We start from the raw sequence: 14,488 nt of genomic DNA, 5'->3' as shown, positions 1-14,488 counted from the left end.
AGCAGAATCAGGGCCACGCCCGTGTCGATATCAAATGAGGTGCAAGGATGAGCGCAGGATTGCTGTTTGCTGTGGGGTTGATATCACTGACCCTGGTCATGCTGGCCGCGGCTCTGCTGTTTGGCGGGCCGAGTCCGGCACCGGCGATGGCCAGCATCAACGACCCTTTCAAGGGGTGTGGCTGGAGCAACATGCCACCCCTCTCAAGATACCCGGCGCGTGACGGCACGAACTTGGCCTATCGGCACTATGGCGCAAAAGAGCACGCAGAGAACAACAAGGTCAAGGGCAGCGTGGTACTGGTTCATGGCTCTTCTGCCAGCAGCCAGAGCATGCACAAGATGGCGAGCGCCTTTTCGCAAGCGGGATATGACGCCTACGCCCTCGATATTCGCGGCCATGGCGCATCGGGCAACAAAGGCACCATTACCTACATCGGTCAGCTTGAAGACGATCTGGAAGATTTCATCAAGTCGGTAGCCCCCGACAAGCCTGCAACACTCGTCGGCTTCTCGTCAGGGGGTGGCTTTGTGCTGCGCGTTGCTGGCAGCACGCGACAAACCCTGTTCGAGAGCTATCTGCTGCTCTCCCCCTATCTCGGCCCCACCGCCGCCAACTACCGGCCCAACAGCGGTGGCTGGGTGCGTGTCGGCTTGCCTCGCCTCATCGCCCTGAGCATCCTCAACGGTTTCCATATTTCCGCACTCAACCATCTGACCGTGCTGAACTTTGCCCTTAATGATGAGGCGAAATCCCTGCTGACCCCCTCCTACTCCTTCAACCTTGCCTCGAACTTTCAGCCAGAGCGCGACTATCAGCAGAATTTGCGCAATGTGCAACGCCCCTGCGCCATGATCGCGGGTGCAAATGACGAAGCCTTCCAAACAGATCAACTTGAACCTGAGTTAAGACTTCTCGGAATCTCCTGGCCTGTCACCCTGCTGCCCGGAATTGGCCACATTCCGCTGACGCTGGAACAGGATGCTCTCGCGACAGCCGTTCAGGCGGTGGAGACACTGGCACAGTAACCACACAGCCCAGGTCTTGTGTCCACGCGTTCTGGAAATATCCGTACCATGCTCACGTAGAGATAGAGAGAGGTGCGGCTGACGTTTGGCTTCGGGAGAAATCCCCAAGATGGCATGCAGAGATCTTATCGTTTACCTCTTTCCTTATTAAAGGCACGCGATACCCCCAGATACCCGCGGACTGCGTCAGAACAGCAATGAACAATAATCAACACTAACTTCTTTTTCCGAATATTCTTTGGATATCTCAACAACACCAGAATCATCAAACAAAAACACCTATCCATCTGGACGTCTATCTTGACCAAGCGAGGTTGACTCACTACTGTGGGCACCCCAATGCGGCAGGATGCCCGCCCTGTTTTCCCCCTATCCCTATCCGATACAGGTACAAAGCAGTTTATGACAGGAGGTCATTGTTCAATTTCAGAGGAACACATGATCCAGACTCAACCCAGTGCCAGGGCCTTGTTGCCACTTCTGGTTTTTCTCGCACTCTTTATCGGTACCGGTACCTGGCTGACCCTGCAGGGGGTCGAATTCGCCTTCTATCAGCTGCCCGCTCCGGTTGCAGCCCTGCCTGCGGTGATGCTGGCCCTGCTGCTTGGCAAAGAGAGCTTCAACAGCAATCTGGAGACCTTCTTCAAGGGGGTTGGCCACAGCAATATCATGGCGATGTGCCTTATCTATCTGCTGGCGGGCGCCTTTGCCAGCGTGGCCAAGGCCACCGGCGGGGTTGATGCTACTGTGGCGCTGGGCCTGTCGCTCATCCCTGGCTGGGCGCTGTTGCCCGGGCTGTTCCTCATCTCTGCCTTTATTGCTACCGCCATGGGCACCTCCATGGGCACCATAGGTGCCGTGGCGCCGGTCGCGCTGGGCGTGGCGCAGGCGGCCGGTATCGATCCGGTACTGATGGCAGGCACCATTCTCTCCGGCGCCATGTTTGGCGATAACCTCTCCATCATCTCCGACACCACCATAGCAGCAACCCGCAGCCAAGGGTGCGAGATGAAGGACAAGTTCCGCGAGAACTTCAAGATTGCCGCCCCTGCCGCCATCGCAGTGATCCTGCTCTATCTGACCCTGGGGTCAGTGGGTGAATCCCCTGCCAGCGGCAGCGCCATCGAGCTGTTCAAGGTGATGCCCTACCTGCTCATTCTTGGGCTGGCGCTCGCCGGAGTGAATGTGTTTGTGGTGCTGGGGATCGGTATTCTGGCCGCCGGAGCGGTGGGCATGATCAACGGCTACGCCATCGGTCAGTTCAGCAAGGATATCTATCAGGGCTTTACCGGCATGCAGGAGATCTTCCTGCTCTCCATGCTGATCGGCGGCCTCGGCGCCCTGATGGAACGTCAGGGTGGACTGGCCTGGATCAGCGAGCGCATCAGCGCCCTGATTGCCCGTTTCACTCGCGAGCACAATGGTGAACAGAACGAGAAAGCCGCCGAGCTCGGCATCGCCGGGGTGGTGAGCCTCACCAACCTGTGCACCGCCAACAACACGGTGGCTATTATCGTCGCCAGCAAGGTAGCTCGGGATCTCGCCGAACACCACGGTGTCACCCCGCGCCGAGCCGCCTCCATGCTGGATATTTTCTCCTGCGTGGTACAGGGTCTGATCCCCTGGGGCGCACAGGCGCTGCTGCTGGGCTCCATCTTCGCCCTGTCACCGCTGGCGGTAGTGAGCATGAGTTTCTACCCGATGGCGCTCGCGGTAGCGGCACTCATTGCAGTGTTTGTGAAGCACCAGATGTGCGGCAAGGCTGAGAAGTAACTGACCAGAGGCTGACGCGCCGACATGCCATCAACACGGGCCACATCCTGGCCCTTGTTGGCTCACTAACGGATCCGCCAGCATTTATCCCACCGTCCCGGGCATCAGCCGTCCGAGGCGGGAGTTCCCCTGCCCCCCTTAACGTCAAGAGTGAATGTGCTAAGGTAGAGCGCGTTCAAGCCATCGATGCGCAGCTATACCAGAGGTTCCCCATGCATGAGTCCCAACCCGAACGTCAATCCCTGCGCCAACTGGTTCGTCAACGCCGCAAAAATCTGAGTCCGGCCGAGCAGCAATTGGCGGCCCAACAGCTGCTGGCCCAGTTCAAGCAACACCCCGAGATCCTCGCCGCCAAACGCATTGCCCTCTATCTGGCCAATGACGGGGAGATCAATCCATTGCCCACCATCCATTGGCTGTGGGCCCAGCACAAAGAGGTCTACCTGCCGGTGCTCCACCCCTTTACCCCGGGTCACCTGCTCTTTTTGCGCTATACCGCCACCAGCCCCATGGTACGCAACCGCTACGGCATCGAAGAGCCGGAGCTGGATATCCTGCAGGTGGTGCCCCACAGCACGCTCGATCTTATCTGCACCCCGCTGGTCGCCTTCGATGCCCAGGGCAATCGTCTTGGCATGGGGGGCGGCTACTACGATCGCACTCTCGCCATCTGGCATGAGCACAAGCTGGGCCCCAAGCCGCTCGGCATTGCCCACGACTGCCAGCAGGTGGATGCGGTCCCGCAAGAGGAGTGGGATGTGCCGCTGCCCCAGATCATCACCCCGAGCCACTGCTGGCGCTTTGAATAAGCTGTTTTTGGCCAGCAGCCCCGGCTTTGTGCGCGCAAACGCAGAATAAACAGGCAAACGATTTACAAAGTCCCTTTTTTTGCCCCGGAACGTGAGCAACAAGGTCGCGACGGGGTACCGGGTTGGATATAATGCGCCCGCTTTTTTCTTAAGGAACGATCATGACTCAAGATGAAATGAAGAAGGCGGCCGGTTGGGCTGCGCTCAAGCATGTGGTTCCCGGCACCATCGTCGGGGTGGGCACCGGCTCTACCGTCAACCACTTTATCGACGCGCTGGCGACCATGAAGGACGAGATCAAGGGGGCAGTATCCAGCTCCGTGGCCTCTACCGAACGCCTCAAGGGCTTCGGCATCACCGTGTATGATCTCAACGAGATCGACGCCCTCTCCGTCTACGTGGATGGCGCCGACGAGATCAACGCAACCCGCGACATGATCAAGGGCGGCGGCGCAGCCCTGACCCGCGAGAAGATCGTTGCCGCCGTCGCTGACAAGTTCATCTGCATCATCGACAACACCAAGACCGTCGACGTGCTGGGCAAGTTCCCGCTGCCGGTGGAAGTGATCCCGATGGCTCGCGAATACGTGGCCCGCGAAATTCGCAAACTGGGTGGCAACCCGGTGTGGCGTGAAGGGGTGGTCACCGACAACGGCAACCACATTCTGGATGTAAAAGGCATGGCCATTACCGATGCCAAGGCGTTGGAAGTACGACTGAACGCCATTGTTGGTGTGGTCACCAACGGCCTGTTCGCCGCCCGCGGCGCCGATGTGGTCCTGATCGGTACGCCGGACGGCGTGATTACCCAGTAATCCCGACACCGGTAGCACAGTGCAGCGGCATCCTCCCTCGCCCGCCAGCGCCACTCTGCCAGCCCTGACGCAACAGCGGCGTTGATTGAGCCCCGGGATGGGATATGACCCAAACATTGCACTGTGAATAAATGACGGCGCCTGATGGCGCCGTTTTTATTTATCCCTCAACAAGTTGCATACGGATGTTTACAACATTCTTTGATAACTTCAAAGAATTTGACTTTCGTCACAAATATTCCCTCTCCCAAACGTTTTTGCTACTTTACGGTTTTCTTCGCACACCAAATCTGCACTTACGTTTGCACATACAGAGGGATCGTCATGACTGCCAAGTTTTCGTTGGACAAGGATAAAATCAAGGTTCTGCTGCTTGAGGGGGTTCACCCCAACACCGTAGAGACCTTTCGTGCCGCAGGTTACACCAGTGTGGAGTATCTCAAGACCTCGCTCTCCGAAGAGGAGCTGATCGAGCAGATCCGCGACGTCCATTTCATCGGGCTGCGCTCCCGCACCCAGATCACCGAGAAAGTCCTCGACGCCGCCAACAAGCTGGTCGCCATCGGCTGCTTCTGCATCGGTACCAACCAGGTCGAGCTGGAAGCGGCCCAGATCCGCGGTATTCCGGTCTTCAACGCCCCCTTCTCCAACACCCGTTCGGTCGCCGAACTGGTGCTGGGCGAGATCCTGCTGCTTCTGCGCGGCATCCCCGAGAAGAACGCCAAGTGCCATCGCGGCGTGTGGGAAAAACTGGCCAATCGCTCGGTGGAAGCCCGCGGCAAGAAGCTCGGCATCATCGGCTACGGCCACATCGGTACCCAGCTTGGCATCATCGCCGAAAGCATCGGCATGAAGGTTTATTACTACGATATCGAGAACAAGCTCTCGCTGGGCAACGCCATTCAGGTGCCAAGCATGGTCGAGCTGCTCAATATGTCTGACGTCATCAGCCTGCACGTACCGGAGACCGCCTCCACCAAGAACATGATCGGTGCCGAGCAGCTGCGGATGATGAAACCGGGCGCCATCTTCATCAACGCCGCCCGCGGTACCGTGGTGGATATCGATGCGCTGGCTGACGTCATCAAGAGCGGCCATATTGCCGGCGCCGCCATCGACGTCTTCCCGGTCGAGCCCAAGTCCAATGACGAAGAGTTCCAAAGCCCGCTGCGTGGGCTGGAGAACGTGATCCTGACCCCGCACATTGGTGGCACCACCCATGAGGCGCAGGAGAACATCGGGCTGGAAGTGGCCAACAAGCTGGTCAAATACTCCGACAACGGCTCCACCCTCTCCGCCGTCAACTTCCCGGAAGTGTCGCTGCCGGGCCACAAGGGCTCCAGCCGCCTGCTGCACATTCACCGCAACCAGCCGGGCGTGATGAACCAGATCAACCAGATCTTCGCCGAAGAGGGGATCAACATCGCCGGTCAATACCTGCAGACCAGCAGCCATATCGGTTACGTGGTGATCGACGTGGAGACCGAGCACAGCGAGAAGGCGCTCGCCAAGCTCAAGGAGATCAACGGCACCATCCGTGCCCGCATCCTCCACTGATACCCCCTTATCTGCGCAGCAAAAAGCCCGTCGTGATGACGGGCTTTTGTATGAATCAGAACCTCAAAGCAGCGTGATGGCTTACCACCACCCCAACAGGTTGCGGCCTACCAGCGCGCCCCACACCAGGGCATTGAGGGCCAGCGCGATAAAGACAGCGGCAGAACCGAGATCCTTGGCGCGACCGGAGAGCTCATGATGCTCGGAGCCAACCCTGTCTACCACAGCTTCAATGGCGGAGTTGAGGATCTCGACGATCACCACCAGCCAGCTGATGACGATAAGCAGCAGGATCTGGTTGAGAGAATCCCCCAGCCAGAAGGCCAGTGGCATCAGCAACAGGATCAGCATCAGCTCCTGCCGAAACGCCGCCTCGTTAATCCAGGCTGACTTGAGCCCCTTCATGCTGTAACCGGTTGCGTTGATGATGCGGGTGACCCCGGTTGCCCCTGGCTTTGCCACGCTAACTACCTCATTTGGAATCGATTTTGGCCTCACATCCTATCAGAGCCCCCCAAGGTTTCAATCAGGGGACTTTTGCTTTATTTTATCTCTTTGCTTTTTCGCCCCTTGCGGCTGACACCACCCACTCGAGACTTGAGTTGTATGTCCATTCACACAGATGAATTGCGCACCCGTCGCCTGGAGTCACTGATCACTCCGAGCGAGCTTGCACACGCGTTTCCGATCACCGATACCATTGCCCAGAATCTGCTGGATGCCCGTCGCGAAGTGGAAGCCATTCTGGCCGGAGACGATCAGCGCCTGCTGGTCATTGTCGGCCCCTGCTCTATCCATGATCCCGCTGCTGCTCGCGAGTATGCCCAGCGCCTCAACGCCCTGCGCGAGCAGTATAAAGAGAGCCTCTGCATCGTGATGCGCACCTATTTCGAGAAGCCGCGCACCATCGTCGGCTGGAAAGGGCTCATCAACGATCCGCGCCTCGATGGCAGCTTCGACGTCAACGAAGGGCTGAAACTGGCGCGCAAACTGCTGGTCGACATCAACGAGATCGGCATGCCCACCGCCACCGAATTCCTCGATATGGTGACCGGCCAGTATATTGCCGACCTCATCACCTGGGGCGCCATCGGCGCACGTACCACCGAATCCCAGGTACACCGCGAGATGGCTTCGGCTCTCTCCTGCCCGGTTGGCTTCAAGAACGGCACCGACGGCAATACCCGCATCGCCATCGATGCGGTGCGCGCCGCCCGTCACAGCCACATCTTCTATTCGCCGGACAAAGACGGCAAGATGACCATCTACCGCACCGCCGGTAACCCCTTTGGTCATGTGATCCTGCGTGGCGGCCACCGCCCCAACTACGACACCGCCAGTGTCGATGAAGCCTGTGAAGCGCTGGCCGATGTGGGCCTGCCGGAGCGTCTGGTGGTCGATTTCAGCCACGGCAACAGCATGAAGGATCACCGCCGTCAGCTGCTTGTGGCGCAAGATATCTGCGATCAGCTGCGCCGCGGCCGTACCGGCATCGCCGGCATAATGGCCGAAAGTTTCCTGGTGGAAGGGCGTCAGGATGTAGAGAACGGCTGCGCCGCCACCTTCGGCCAGAGCATCACTGATGCCTGCCTGTCATGGAGCGACACCGAAACCCTGCTGGCGATGCTGGCAGAGGCAGCACTGGTACGCCTTGCCAAGCGGCAAGCCTGAGCCCCGATGACGAATATCGGCTGGCAGATAGTCCCCCTCGACGAGACGCTGCTGGCGCAGTGGGCAACCCTGCGCCAGCAGCTGTGGCCGCACCACGCACTTTCGGCCCACCTGCAGGAAGGGGTTGAGATGTTGGCCAATGCACATCTCAACGCCTTTCTGGCGCTGGATGAGCAGAGTCAGGCGGTAGGCTTTGCCGATGCAGCCCTGCGCCACGATTACGTGAATGGCTGCAACAGCAGCCCTGTGATGTATCTGGAAGGGGTCTATGTGCAACCGGCCTCGCGCCAGCGTGGGGTGGCCCAAGCCTTGATCGCTCGGGTGGCGCAGTGGGGCCGCGAGCTGGGTTGCCGGGAACTGGCCTCCGATGCCGCCATCGACAATCTTGACTCGCAGCAGATGCACCAACAACTCGGCTTTGCCGAAACGGAGCGGGTCGTCTTCTTCAAAAAGGCCCTCGGCTGACGCCAAGGGCCTTTCTTGTTTCTCACAAACTGGGCATAAACCACACCCGGCCAGCCGCTTCGATGCGGTCGGTGCGGATCTGGAATACCTGCTCCAGCAGCGCCTCATCCACCAGCTCGACACCCCCTTCGCGCACCACCGCGCCCCCTTGCAGGCAGAGAATGCGGTCGGCCCAGTCGATGGCCAGATTGATATCGTGGATGGCGAGCACCACCAGCAATCCCTGCCCAGCCAGGGTTTTCAGCAACCGCACTAGCGCCAGCTGGTGATGCAGGTCGAGCCCCGCCAGCGGCTCGTCCAGCAGCAGCACCTTGCCGGTCGGATTGAGGCTCTGCCACACCTGCAGCAGGGTACGGGCAATCAGCACCCGCTGCTGCTCACCGCCCGACAAGCGGCTGAAGTCCCGGGCCAGCAAGGCTTCCAGCTCCAGTGCCTCGCACAGAGCCACGATCGCCTCGTTCTGTCTGGCGGGCGCAACCGTCTCATCGAGCCCCAGGCTCAACACCTGAAACACCGGAATATGAAACAGCTGGGGCTGACGCTGGGGCAGCATGGCACGCCGTTTGGCAAGCTCGGGCCAACTCAGGTCAGTAAGCACTTCCCCCCCCAGCAGCACTGTGCCATCGGCGGGTAAAATCCCCGCCAGCGCCCCGAGCAGGGTCGACTTGCCACTGCCATTGGGGCCAAGCAGCGCCACCAGCTGGCCGCCATGCCAGCGGATATCCAGGGGAGAGAGCCGTCCGGCAATGGCGAGTGCGCGCGCCTCCAGCAGCGGCGCAGCAGCACGAGAAGAAACCGGCATGGGATCAGCGGGTGACATCGGCATCTTGCCTCAACAACGGGTAAATAAGGAGACTGCGCGCCCCGACCAAATCATGCAGATATTCATGCAGCACCATCGGCAGCTTGCCTCAATAGCAGGTAGATAAAGAGCGGCGCCCCCACCGAGGCGGTGATGACGCCGATAGGCAACTCACCCGCGCTCAGGGTGGATCGAGCAACCAGATCGGCCGCCAGCAGCAGGGCCCCGCCGCCAAGCGCCGAGGCAGGCAGCAGAAAGCGCTGATCGCTGCCACCGCAGAGCCGCAGCAGATGGGGCACCACCAACCCGACAAAACCGATGACACCACACAACGACACCGCCACACCGGTCAGCAGACAGACCGCCAGCACCAACCGCACCCGCATCCTGTCGACATCCATCCCCATCAGGCGGGCCTGAGTCTCCCCCAACAACAACTGTTGCAGCGCCTTGCCCTGCCAGCAGAGCCAGCCCAGGGTAAGCGGCAGCACCAGCCACCACCAGCCGAACTGCTGGCTGCCGTAAGAGAGGCTCCCCATCATCCAGAACATGAATTCACGCAAGGAGCCATCGTCGGCAAAGTACATCAGCCAGGTCATGGCGGCATTGGTGAGAATACCGATGGCAACGCCAAACAACAGCAAGCGGGCATGGCCGAGGCGTGCCCGGCGAGCCAGCCGAATGAGCAGCATGGTCACCAGCAGGGCGCCACCGAAGGCCGCCAGCGACAGCCCCCAGCCTGGCAGATAGAAGCCAAGGGATTTGGCCACCGCCATCGCCACCATGGCGGCAAGGCCTGCTCCGCTTGAAACGCCAAGCAGCCCGGGTTCGGCCACCGGGTTATGCAGCATCACCTGCAATACGGCGCCGCCACAGGCAAGGGCTGCGCCAGCCAAGAGGGCCAGCAGGGCGCGCGGCAGGCGCAACTCCAGCAGGATGCGCTGTTCGAGATCGCCAAGGGGCTGCCAGGGCAGCAGCACAAACTTGCCCCAGACGAGGGAGAAGAGAAACAGCAGCAGGGTCAGCAGCGTCAGGCCACAGAGCCAGCGCCGCTGCCAGCGCTGCTGGCGGGCGATAAGGGAGAGGTACAAAGAGGATCCCCGAATAACAAGGCTTCCCCCCGGCCCTGTCGCAGCGCCGGGGGAGAAGCAGGAAAAGGGCATGATAACAGTGGCTTGCCACCCAAGGTCAAGGCTGGTAACGCTTGGCCATCACCCTTATCTCGCCGCTGGCCACCAGATTTTGCAGCGCCACCAGCAAGGGCTGGCGCAGCGACTGGTGAGGTGAGTGCTTGCTCATCCCCAGATAGAGGGTTACCGGCGTGGCGGGGCGGTAGTCCGCCTTGCCTATCCGGCTGGCATTTCCCTGACTCAGGGCATAGTCAACCTGACAGTCGGTGCCAATCATCAGCGGCAGGTGACCGCGCTGCACCATGCGCAGCAGCTGATCTTCGGTGGGTACTCCGTGCTTGTCGAGGCGGCTGTCACTGTTGAAGGGCTCAAAATAGGCGGAGTTGAGCACATAGCCCACCTTCACCCCCTGCAGATCGCGGTATTGGTGGATCCGTGCCACATTGACCGGCTGACCATAAAACGCGGGCCTGCACTGGTAGTAGGCAGGCTGCAGATAGTCGATGAACTGCGCCCGCTCGGCGGTATAGGCGAGTCCAATCATCAGATCGACCTGACCGGTCTGCATCTGCTTGAGCGCCCTGCCCCACGGCATCCGCCGTACCTGCAACTCAATGCCGCTCGCCTGTTGCAACCGGCGCAGGATGTCCATGTCGAGCCCCTGCAACCGGCCATCCGCTTGCAGGATGCGAAATGGCGGCCACAGATCGGTGGCCACCGTCAGCGTCGGGGCCGCACGCACCGGCATGGCAAATAACAGTAACAACACAATCCCGCATAACTTGCCCATCCCGTCGCATACCTCGCACGGCTTATCCTGTTGGTTAAAAATACCCTCCCGCACCACGTATGAAAACCCGTGGTTCAGGGATAAAATGCGCCGGATTTTCAAGGAGAACCCTATGAACCCGATTTTCGCCAGTATCGGTCTGCTGCTCTGCAGCAACGTCTTTATGACCTTCGCCTGGTACGCTCACCTCAAGAGCATGAACCATAAACCCTGGATCATTGCCGCCCTGGTGAGCTGGGGTATCGCCCTGTTCGAATACCTGCTGCAAGTGCCTGCCAACCGCATCGGCCATACGGTGATGAGCGTGGGCCAACTTAAAATCCTGCAAGAAGTGATCACACTCACCGTATTCGTCCCCTTCTCTATCTTCTATCTCAAGGAAGATCTGAAATGGGACTATCTCTGGGCAGGGCTCTGCATTCTCGGTGCGGTCTTTTTTGTCTTTCGCGAGAAACTGACCGGCGCCTGAGGCTGTACACTCAATATCATCCCGCTCATGGCATCTCATTGATCGACGAGGCAAAAAAATGGAATTGCGAGACATGTTACAGATCCTGGCCAAGCAGGATGGCTCAGACCTCTATCTGTCGACCGGCGCGCCCCCCTGCGCCAAATTTAACGGCGGCCTGCGCCCCCTCAACGAAACGCCGCTGGAGCCGGGGGAAGTGGCGCGGATCGCCGCCGAGATCATGGATGGCGAGCAGAAGCAGCAGTTCGAGAAGGATCTGGAGATGAACCTCGCCATCTCCCTGCCCCAGATCGGCCGCTTTCGGGTCAACATCTTCAAGCAGCGCAACGAAGTCTCTTTGGTGGCCCGCAACATCAAGACCGACATCCCCCGCTTTGAAGATCTCAAACTCCCGCCTGTGCTGCTCGACACCATCATGGAGAAACGCGGTCTGGTACTGTTTGTCGGCGGTACCGGCTCGGGTAAATCTACCTCGCTGGCGGCGCTTATCGACCACCGCAACCGCAACAGCGGCGGGCACATCATTACCATCGAGGATCCGGTGGAGTTCGTTCATCGCCACCGCAAGAGCATCATCAACCAGCGGGAGGTTGGCGTGGATACCCGCAGCTTCCACGCCGCCCTGAAAAACACCCTGCGTCAGGCGCCGGACGTCATTCTTATCGGCGAAATTCGCGATCGCGAGACCATGGAGCATGCGCTGGCCTTCTCCGAAACCGGCCACCTTGCCATCTCCACCCTGCACGCCAACAATGCCAACCAGGCGCTGGATCGCATCATCAACTTCTTCCCGGAAGAGCGCCGCCCACAGCTGCTCAACGATCTGGGCAACAACCTCAAGGCCTTTGTCTCTCAGCGGCTGGTGAAAACCACCGATGGCGGCCGCCGGGCCGCAGTGGAGATCATGCTCGGCACCCACACCATCCGCGACATGATCAAGCGCGGCGAATTTGGCGGCCTCAAAGAGGTGATGGAGAAATCCAAGGCCCTCGGCATGGTCACCTTCGACAGTGCCCTGTTTGATCTGGTGGTGGAAGGGGTAATTGAGGAAGAAGAGGCGGTGAAGAACGCCGATTCGGCCAACAACCTGCGCCTCAAGATCAAGCTGTGGAAGGAGAAGGGACAGATTGCCAGCAGCAGCGATGCCACCGGCTGGAGCCTCGAACCCACCAAGGACGAGAAGGGCGATTTTTTCTAACCAGCCCCTCGAGAACCCCGGGCCCGCCCGGGGTTCTCTTTATCCAGCACGGCTGACCCGACTTATCCCTCAGCTCACGCAGCTCACAGCCAGTCAGCACCAACGGCGAACACGCTGGCAATACGCCACATACTCGTCGCCGAAACGGGCGCGCAGCAGCCGCTCCTCCGGCATGATCTGAAAGCGGGTCAGCCAGGCAACCAGCACGATTGGCCCAACCCAGACCCAACTTCCACCGAGATAACAGCCCCAGGCGGCCAGCCAGCAGAGCAAGCCCAGATACATGGGATTGCGACTGACACGATAGACGCCGCAGGTCACCAGACGACTGGTGTGCTGCGGTTTGGTGGGGCTGACCGTGGTCTGATGGTGACGAAACCGTTGCAGGGCACCAAAGCCCATGATGGCCCCCGCCACGACCAGCATAGCCATCAGCGTCATTGCCCAGATGCCGGGCTGACTCTCCCCTCTTAGCCACCACATGACACCAGCACAGAGCAGAAAGATCAGCGGTGGTGGCAAACGTAACTCAAGATTGACCATTTTCTTCCCCTGACGAGTGTCGGCCGAACCCGTGTTGCGGTAGACTCCCAACCAGTCAGCGCCTGTTGAGAGTGACAAAGATCATAATAATAACAACAAGTTGTGGTTAAACCACCACCAATGTGGCCGACCCCGTCCAAACTATCCAACGCGAACAACAAAAAGGAATCACCATGCACAAGAAAACTCTGCTGGCTACCCTGATCTTCGGCCTGCTCGCGGGCCAAGCCGTTGCGGCTCCCTATCTGCCCCTTGCGACGGATCATCGCAACGGCCAGGAGCAAACCGCCAGCAACGCCTGGTTGGAAGTGGATCTGGGCGCCTTTGAACACAATATCCAGACCCTCAAGGATCGCCTCGGCGACAAGGGCCCGCAGATCTGCGCCATCATGAAGGCCGACGCTTACGGTCATGGCATCGACCTGCTGGTCCCCTCCGTGGTCAAGGCCAATATCCCCTGCATCGGTATCGCCAGCAACGAAGAGGCGCGCGTCGCCCGCGAGAAGGGCTTTACCGGCCGTCTGATGCGGGTGCGTGCTGCCACCCCGGATGAAGTAGAGCAGGCCCTGCCCTACAAGATGGAGGAGCTGATCGGCAGTCTGGTCAGTGCCCAGGGTATCGCCGATATCGCCCAGCGCCACCACACCACCATTCCGGTGCATATCGCGCTCAACTCCGCTGGCATGAGCCGCAACGGCATCGACCTGCGTCTGGCCGATGCCAAGCAGGATGCGCTGGCCATGCTCAAGCTCAAGGGGATCACCCCGGTCGGCATCATGACCCACTTCCCGGTGGAGGAAAAAGAGGACGTCAAGATGGGGCTGGCCCAGTTCAAACTGGACTCCCAGTGGCTGCTGGAAGCGGGCAAGCTGGATCGCAGCAAGATCACCATCCACGCCGCCAACTCCTTCGCCACCCTGGCCGTGCCGGACGCCTACTTCGACATGGTGCGCCCGGGCGGCCTGCTCTACGGTGACTCCATCCCCTCCCACACCGAATACAAGCGGGTGATGGCATTCAAGACCCAGGTCGCCTCTGTCAACCACTATGCAGCGGGTAACACCGTCGGTTATGACCGCACATTTACCCTCAAGCGTGACTCCTGGCTCGCCAACCTGCCGCTGGGCTACTCCGACGGTTATCGCCGCTCCCTGAGCAACAAGGCCTATGTGCTGATCCAGGGTCAGAAGGTGCCGGTGGTCGGCAAGACCTCCATGAACACCATCATGGTGGACGTGACCGACCTGAAAGGGGTGAAACCCGGCGACGAGGTGGTGCTGTTTGGCCGTCAGGGTGAAGCCGAAGTGAAACAGGCGGATCTGGAGGAGTACAACGGCGCCCTGCTGGCGGACATGTACACCATCTGGGGCTACACCAACCCCAAGAAGATCAAACGCTGATAAGACGATATGAAAAAGGGCTCCCGCGGGAGCCCTTG

The 14,488-nt window shown here is 59.8% G+C and carries 15 protein-coding genes; 10 read left to right on the top strand and 5 right to left on the bottom strand.

The window, feature by feature from the left end:
• Positions 1-47 precede the first annotated feature (47 nt).
• The 5 genes from I6L41_RS03150 to serA all read left to right on the top strand — a co-directional run bounded on the left by I6L41_RS03150 (position 48) and on the right by serA (position 5,982).
• A complete protein-coding gene (locus tag I6L41_RS03150; RefSeq protein WP_216961923.1) occupies positions 48-1,028 on the top strand; it encodes an alpha/beta hydrolase in 981 nt (326 codons plus the stop codon).
• Between the two features lie 438 nt (positions 1,029-1,466).
• Positions 1,467-2,801: a Na+/H+ antiporter NhaC family protein gene (locus I6L41_RS03145; protein WP_201941436.1), complete on the top strand. Its 1,335-nt coding sequence runs from the start codon at positions 1,467-1,469 to the stop codon at positions 2,799-2,801.
• Positions 2,802-3,013: 212 nt separating this feature from the next.
• Positions 3,014-3,610 (top strand): 5-formyltetrahydrofolate cyclo-ligase, encoded by a 597-nt coding sequence (locus I6L41_RS03140; RefSeq protein ID WP_058059524.1) that lies wholly within the window; start codon positions 3,014-3,016, stop codon positions 3,608-3,610.
• A gap of 161 nt (positions 3,611-3,771) precedes the next feature.
• Positions 3,772-4,425, top strand: coding sequence for a ribose-5-phosphate isomerase RpiA (gene rpiA, locus I6L41_RS03135; protein WP_216961922.1), 654 nt, complete (start codon positions 3,772-3,774; stop codon positions 4,423-4,425).
• A gap of 324 nt (positions 4,426-4,749) precedes the next feature.
• Positions 4,750-5,982 carry a phosphoglycerate dehydrogenase gene (gene serA, locus I6L41_RS03130; RefSeq protein ID WP_005337639.1) on the top strand — a complete coding sequence of 411 codons (1,233 nt, stop codon included), beginning with the start codon at positions 4,750-4,752 and terminating at the stop codon, positions 5,980-5,982.
• An 81-nt stretch (positions 5,983-6,063) separates the two neighbouring features.
• Here the strand turns inward: serA and I6L41_RS03125 are convergent, their stop codons facing one another.
• Positions 6,064-6,444, bottom strand: a complete 381-nt coding sequence (locus I6L41_RS03125) for a diacylglycerol kinase (RefSeq protein ID WP_005337641.1) — start codon at positions 6,442-6,444, stop codon at positions 6,064-6,066.
• 144 nt (positions 6,445-6,588) lie between these two features.
• Here I6L41_RS03125 and I6L41_RS03120 point away from each other — a divergent pair, with 144 nt between their 5' ends.
• Together I6L41_RS03120 and aac(6') are read left to right on the top strand one after the other, a co-directional pair.
• Complete coding sequence (locus I6L41_RS03120) at positions 6,589-7,653, top strand: 3-deoxy-7-phosphoheptulonate synthase (RefSeq protein ID WP_005353109.1); 1,065 nt, start codon at positions 6,589-6,591, stop codon at positions 7,651-7,653.
• A 6-nt stretch (positions 7,654-7,659) separates the two neighbouring features.
• The gene (gene aac(6') / locus I6L41_RS03115; protein ID WP_216961920.1) at positions 7,660-8,118 is read left to right on the top strand and encodes an aminoglycoside 6'-N-acetyltransferase; all 459 of its coding nucleotides are present in this window, start codon (positions 7,660-7,662) and stop codon (positions 8,116-8,118) included.
• Between the two features lie 22 nt (positions 8,119-8,140).
• On the opposite strand, the gene I6L41_RS03110 is transcribed toward aac(6'), so the two are convergent.
• The 3 genes from I6L41_RS03110 to I6L41_RS03100 form a co-directional block, all read right to left on the bottom strand.
• Entirely contained in the window at positions 8,141-8,938 is a 798-nt protein-coding gene (locus tag I6L41_RS03110) for an ATP-binding cassette domain-containing protein (protein WP_216963807.1), read from the bottom strand.
• A gap of 65 nt (positions 8,939-9,003) precedes the next feature.
• Complete coding sequence (gene btuC / locus I6L41_RS03105) at positions 9,004-10,011, bottom strand: vitamin B12 ABC transporter permease BtuC (protein ID WP_216961918.1); 1,008 nt, start codon at positions 10,009-10,011, stop codon at positions 9,004-9,006.
• A 97-nt stretch (positions 10,012-10,108) separates the two neighbouring features.
• A complete protein-coding gene (locus tag I6L41_RS03100; RefSeq protein WP_216961916.1) occupies positions 10,109-10,840 on the bottom strand; it encodes an ABC transporter substrate-binding protein in 732 nt (243 codons plus the stop codon).
• Positions 10,841-10,952: 112 nt separating this feature from the next.
• On the opposite strand from I6L41_RS03100, the gene I6L41_RS03095 reads away from it, so the two are divergent.
• Both I6L41_RS03095 and tapW read left to right on the top strand, forming a co-directional pair.
• Positions 10,953-11,309: a DMT family protein gene (locus I6L41_RS03095; protein WP_005353120.1), complete on the top strand. Its 357-nt coding sequence runs from the start codon at positions 10,953-10,955 to the stop codon at positions 11,307-11,309.
• Positions 11,310-11,367: 58 nt separating this feature from the next.
• Positions 11,368-12,507 carry a type IVa pilus ATPase TapW gene (gene tapW / locus I6L41_RS03090; RefSeq protein WP_005361600.1) on the top strand — a complete coding sequence of 380 codons (1,140 nt, stop codon included), beginning with the start codon at positions 11,368-11,370 and terminating at the stop codon, positions 12,505-12,507.
• A 93-nt stretch (positions 12,508-12,600) separates the two neighbouring features.
• On the opposite strand, the gene I6L41_RS03085 is transcribed toward tapW, so the two are convergent.
• Positions 12,601-13,050 (bottom strand): isoprenylcysteine carboxylmethyltransferase family protein, encoded by a 450-nt coding sequence (locus tag I6L41_RS03085; protein ID WP_040067858.1) that lies wholly within the window; start codon positions 13,048-13,050, stop codon positions 12,601-12,603.
• A gap of 173 nt (positions 13,051-13,223) precedes the next feature.
• Here I6L41_RS03085 and alr point away from each other — a divergent pair, with 173 nt between their 5' ends.
• The gene (gene alr, locus I6L41_RS03080) at positions 13,224-14,450 is read left to right on the top strand and encodes an alanine racemase (RefSeq protein ID WP_021230622.1); all 1,227 of its coding nucleotides are present in this window, start codon (positions 13,224-13,226) and stop codon (positions 14,448-14,450) included.
• The last annotated feature ends 38 nt before the right edge of the window (positions 14,451-14,488 follow it).

This window comes from Aeromonas sp. FDAARGOS 1411, assembly GCF_019047125.1.
Taxonomy (GTDB): Bacteria; Pseudomonadota; Gammaproteobacteria; order Enterobacterales; family Aeromonadaceae; genus Aeromonas; species Aeromonas veronii.
Note: the sequence above shows the minus strand (reverse complement) of the source record. Positions and strands in the feature narration are given on the sequence as shown.

Bases quoted from the DNA above. Each gene is read 5' to 3' on its own strand.
- I6L41_RS03150 (WP_216961923.1), top strand. From the start codon at position 48: ATGAGCGCAGGATTGCTGTTTGCTGTGGGGTTGATATCACTGACCCTG.
- I6L41_RS03145 (WP_201941436.1), top strand. From the start codon at position 1,467: ATGATCCAGACTCAACCCAGTGCCAGGGCCTTGTTGCCACTTCTGGTT.
- I6L41_RS03140 (WP_058059524.1), top strand. From the start codon at position 3,014: ATGCATGAGTCCCAACCCGAACGTCAATCCCTGCGCCAACTGGTTCGT.
- rpiA (WP_216961922.1), top strand. From the start codon at position 3,772: ATGACTCAAGATGAAATGAAGAAGGCGGCCGGTTGGGCTGCGCTCAAG.
- serA (WP_005337639.1), top strand. From the start codon at position 4,750: ATGACTGCCAAGTTTTCGTTGGACAAGGATAAAATCAAGGTTCTGCTG.
- I6L41_RS03120 (WP_005353109.1), top strand. From the start codon at position 6,589: ATGTCCATTCACACAGATGAATTGCGCACCCGTCGCCTGGAGTCACTG.
- I6L41_RS03110 (WP_216963807.1), bottom strand. From the start codon at position 8,938: ATGTCACCCGCTGATCCCATGCCGGTTTCTTCTCGTGCTGCTGCGCCG.
- I6L41_RS03100 (WP_216961916.1), bottom strand. From the start codon at position 10,840: ATGGGCAAGTTATGCGGGATTGTGTTGTTACTGTTATTTGCCATGCCG.
- I6L41_RS03095 (WP_005353120.1), top strand. From the start codon at position 10,953: ATGAACCCGATTTTCGCCAGTATCGGTCTGCTGCTCTGCAGCAACGTC.
- tapW (WP_005361600.1), top strand. From the start codon at position 11,368: ATGGAATTGCGAGACATGTTACAGATCCTGGCCAAGCAGGATGGCTCA.
- I6L41_RS03085 (WP_040067858.1), bottom strand. From the start codon at position 13,050: ATGGTCAATCTTGAGTTACGTTTGCCACCACCGCTGATCTTTCTGCTC.
- alr (WP_021230622.1), top strand. From the start codon at position 13,224: ATGCACAAGAAAACTCTGCTGGCTACCCTGATCTTCGGCCTGCTCGCG.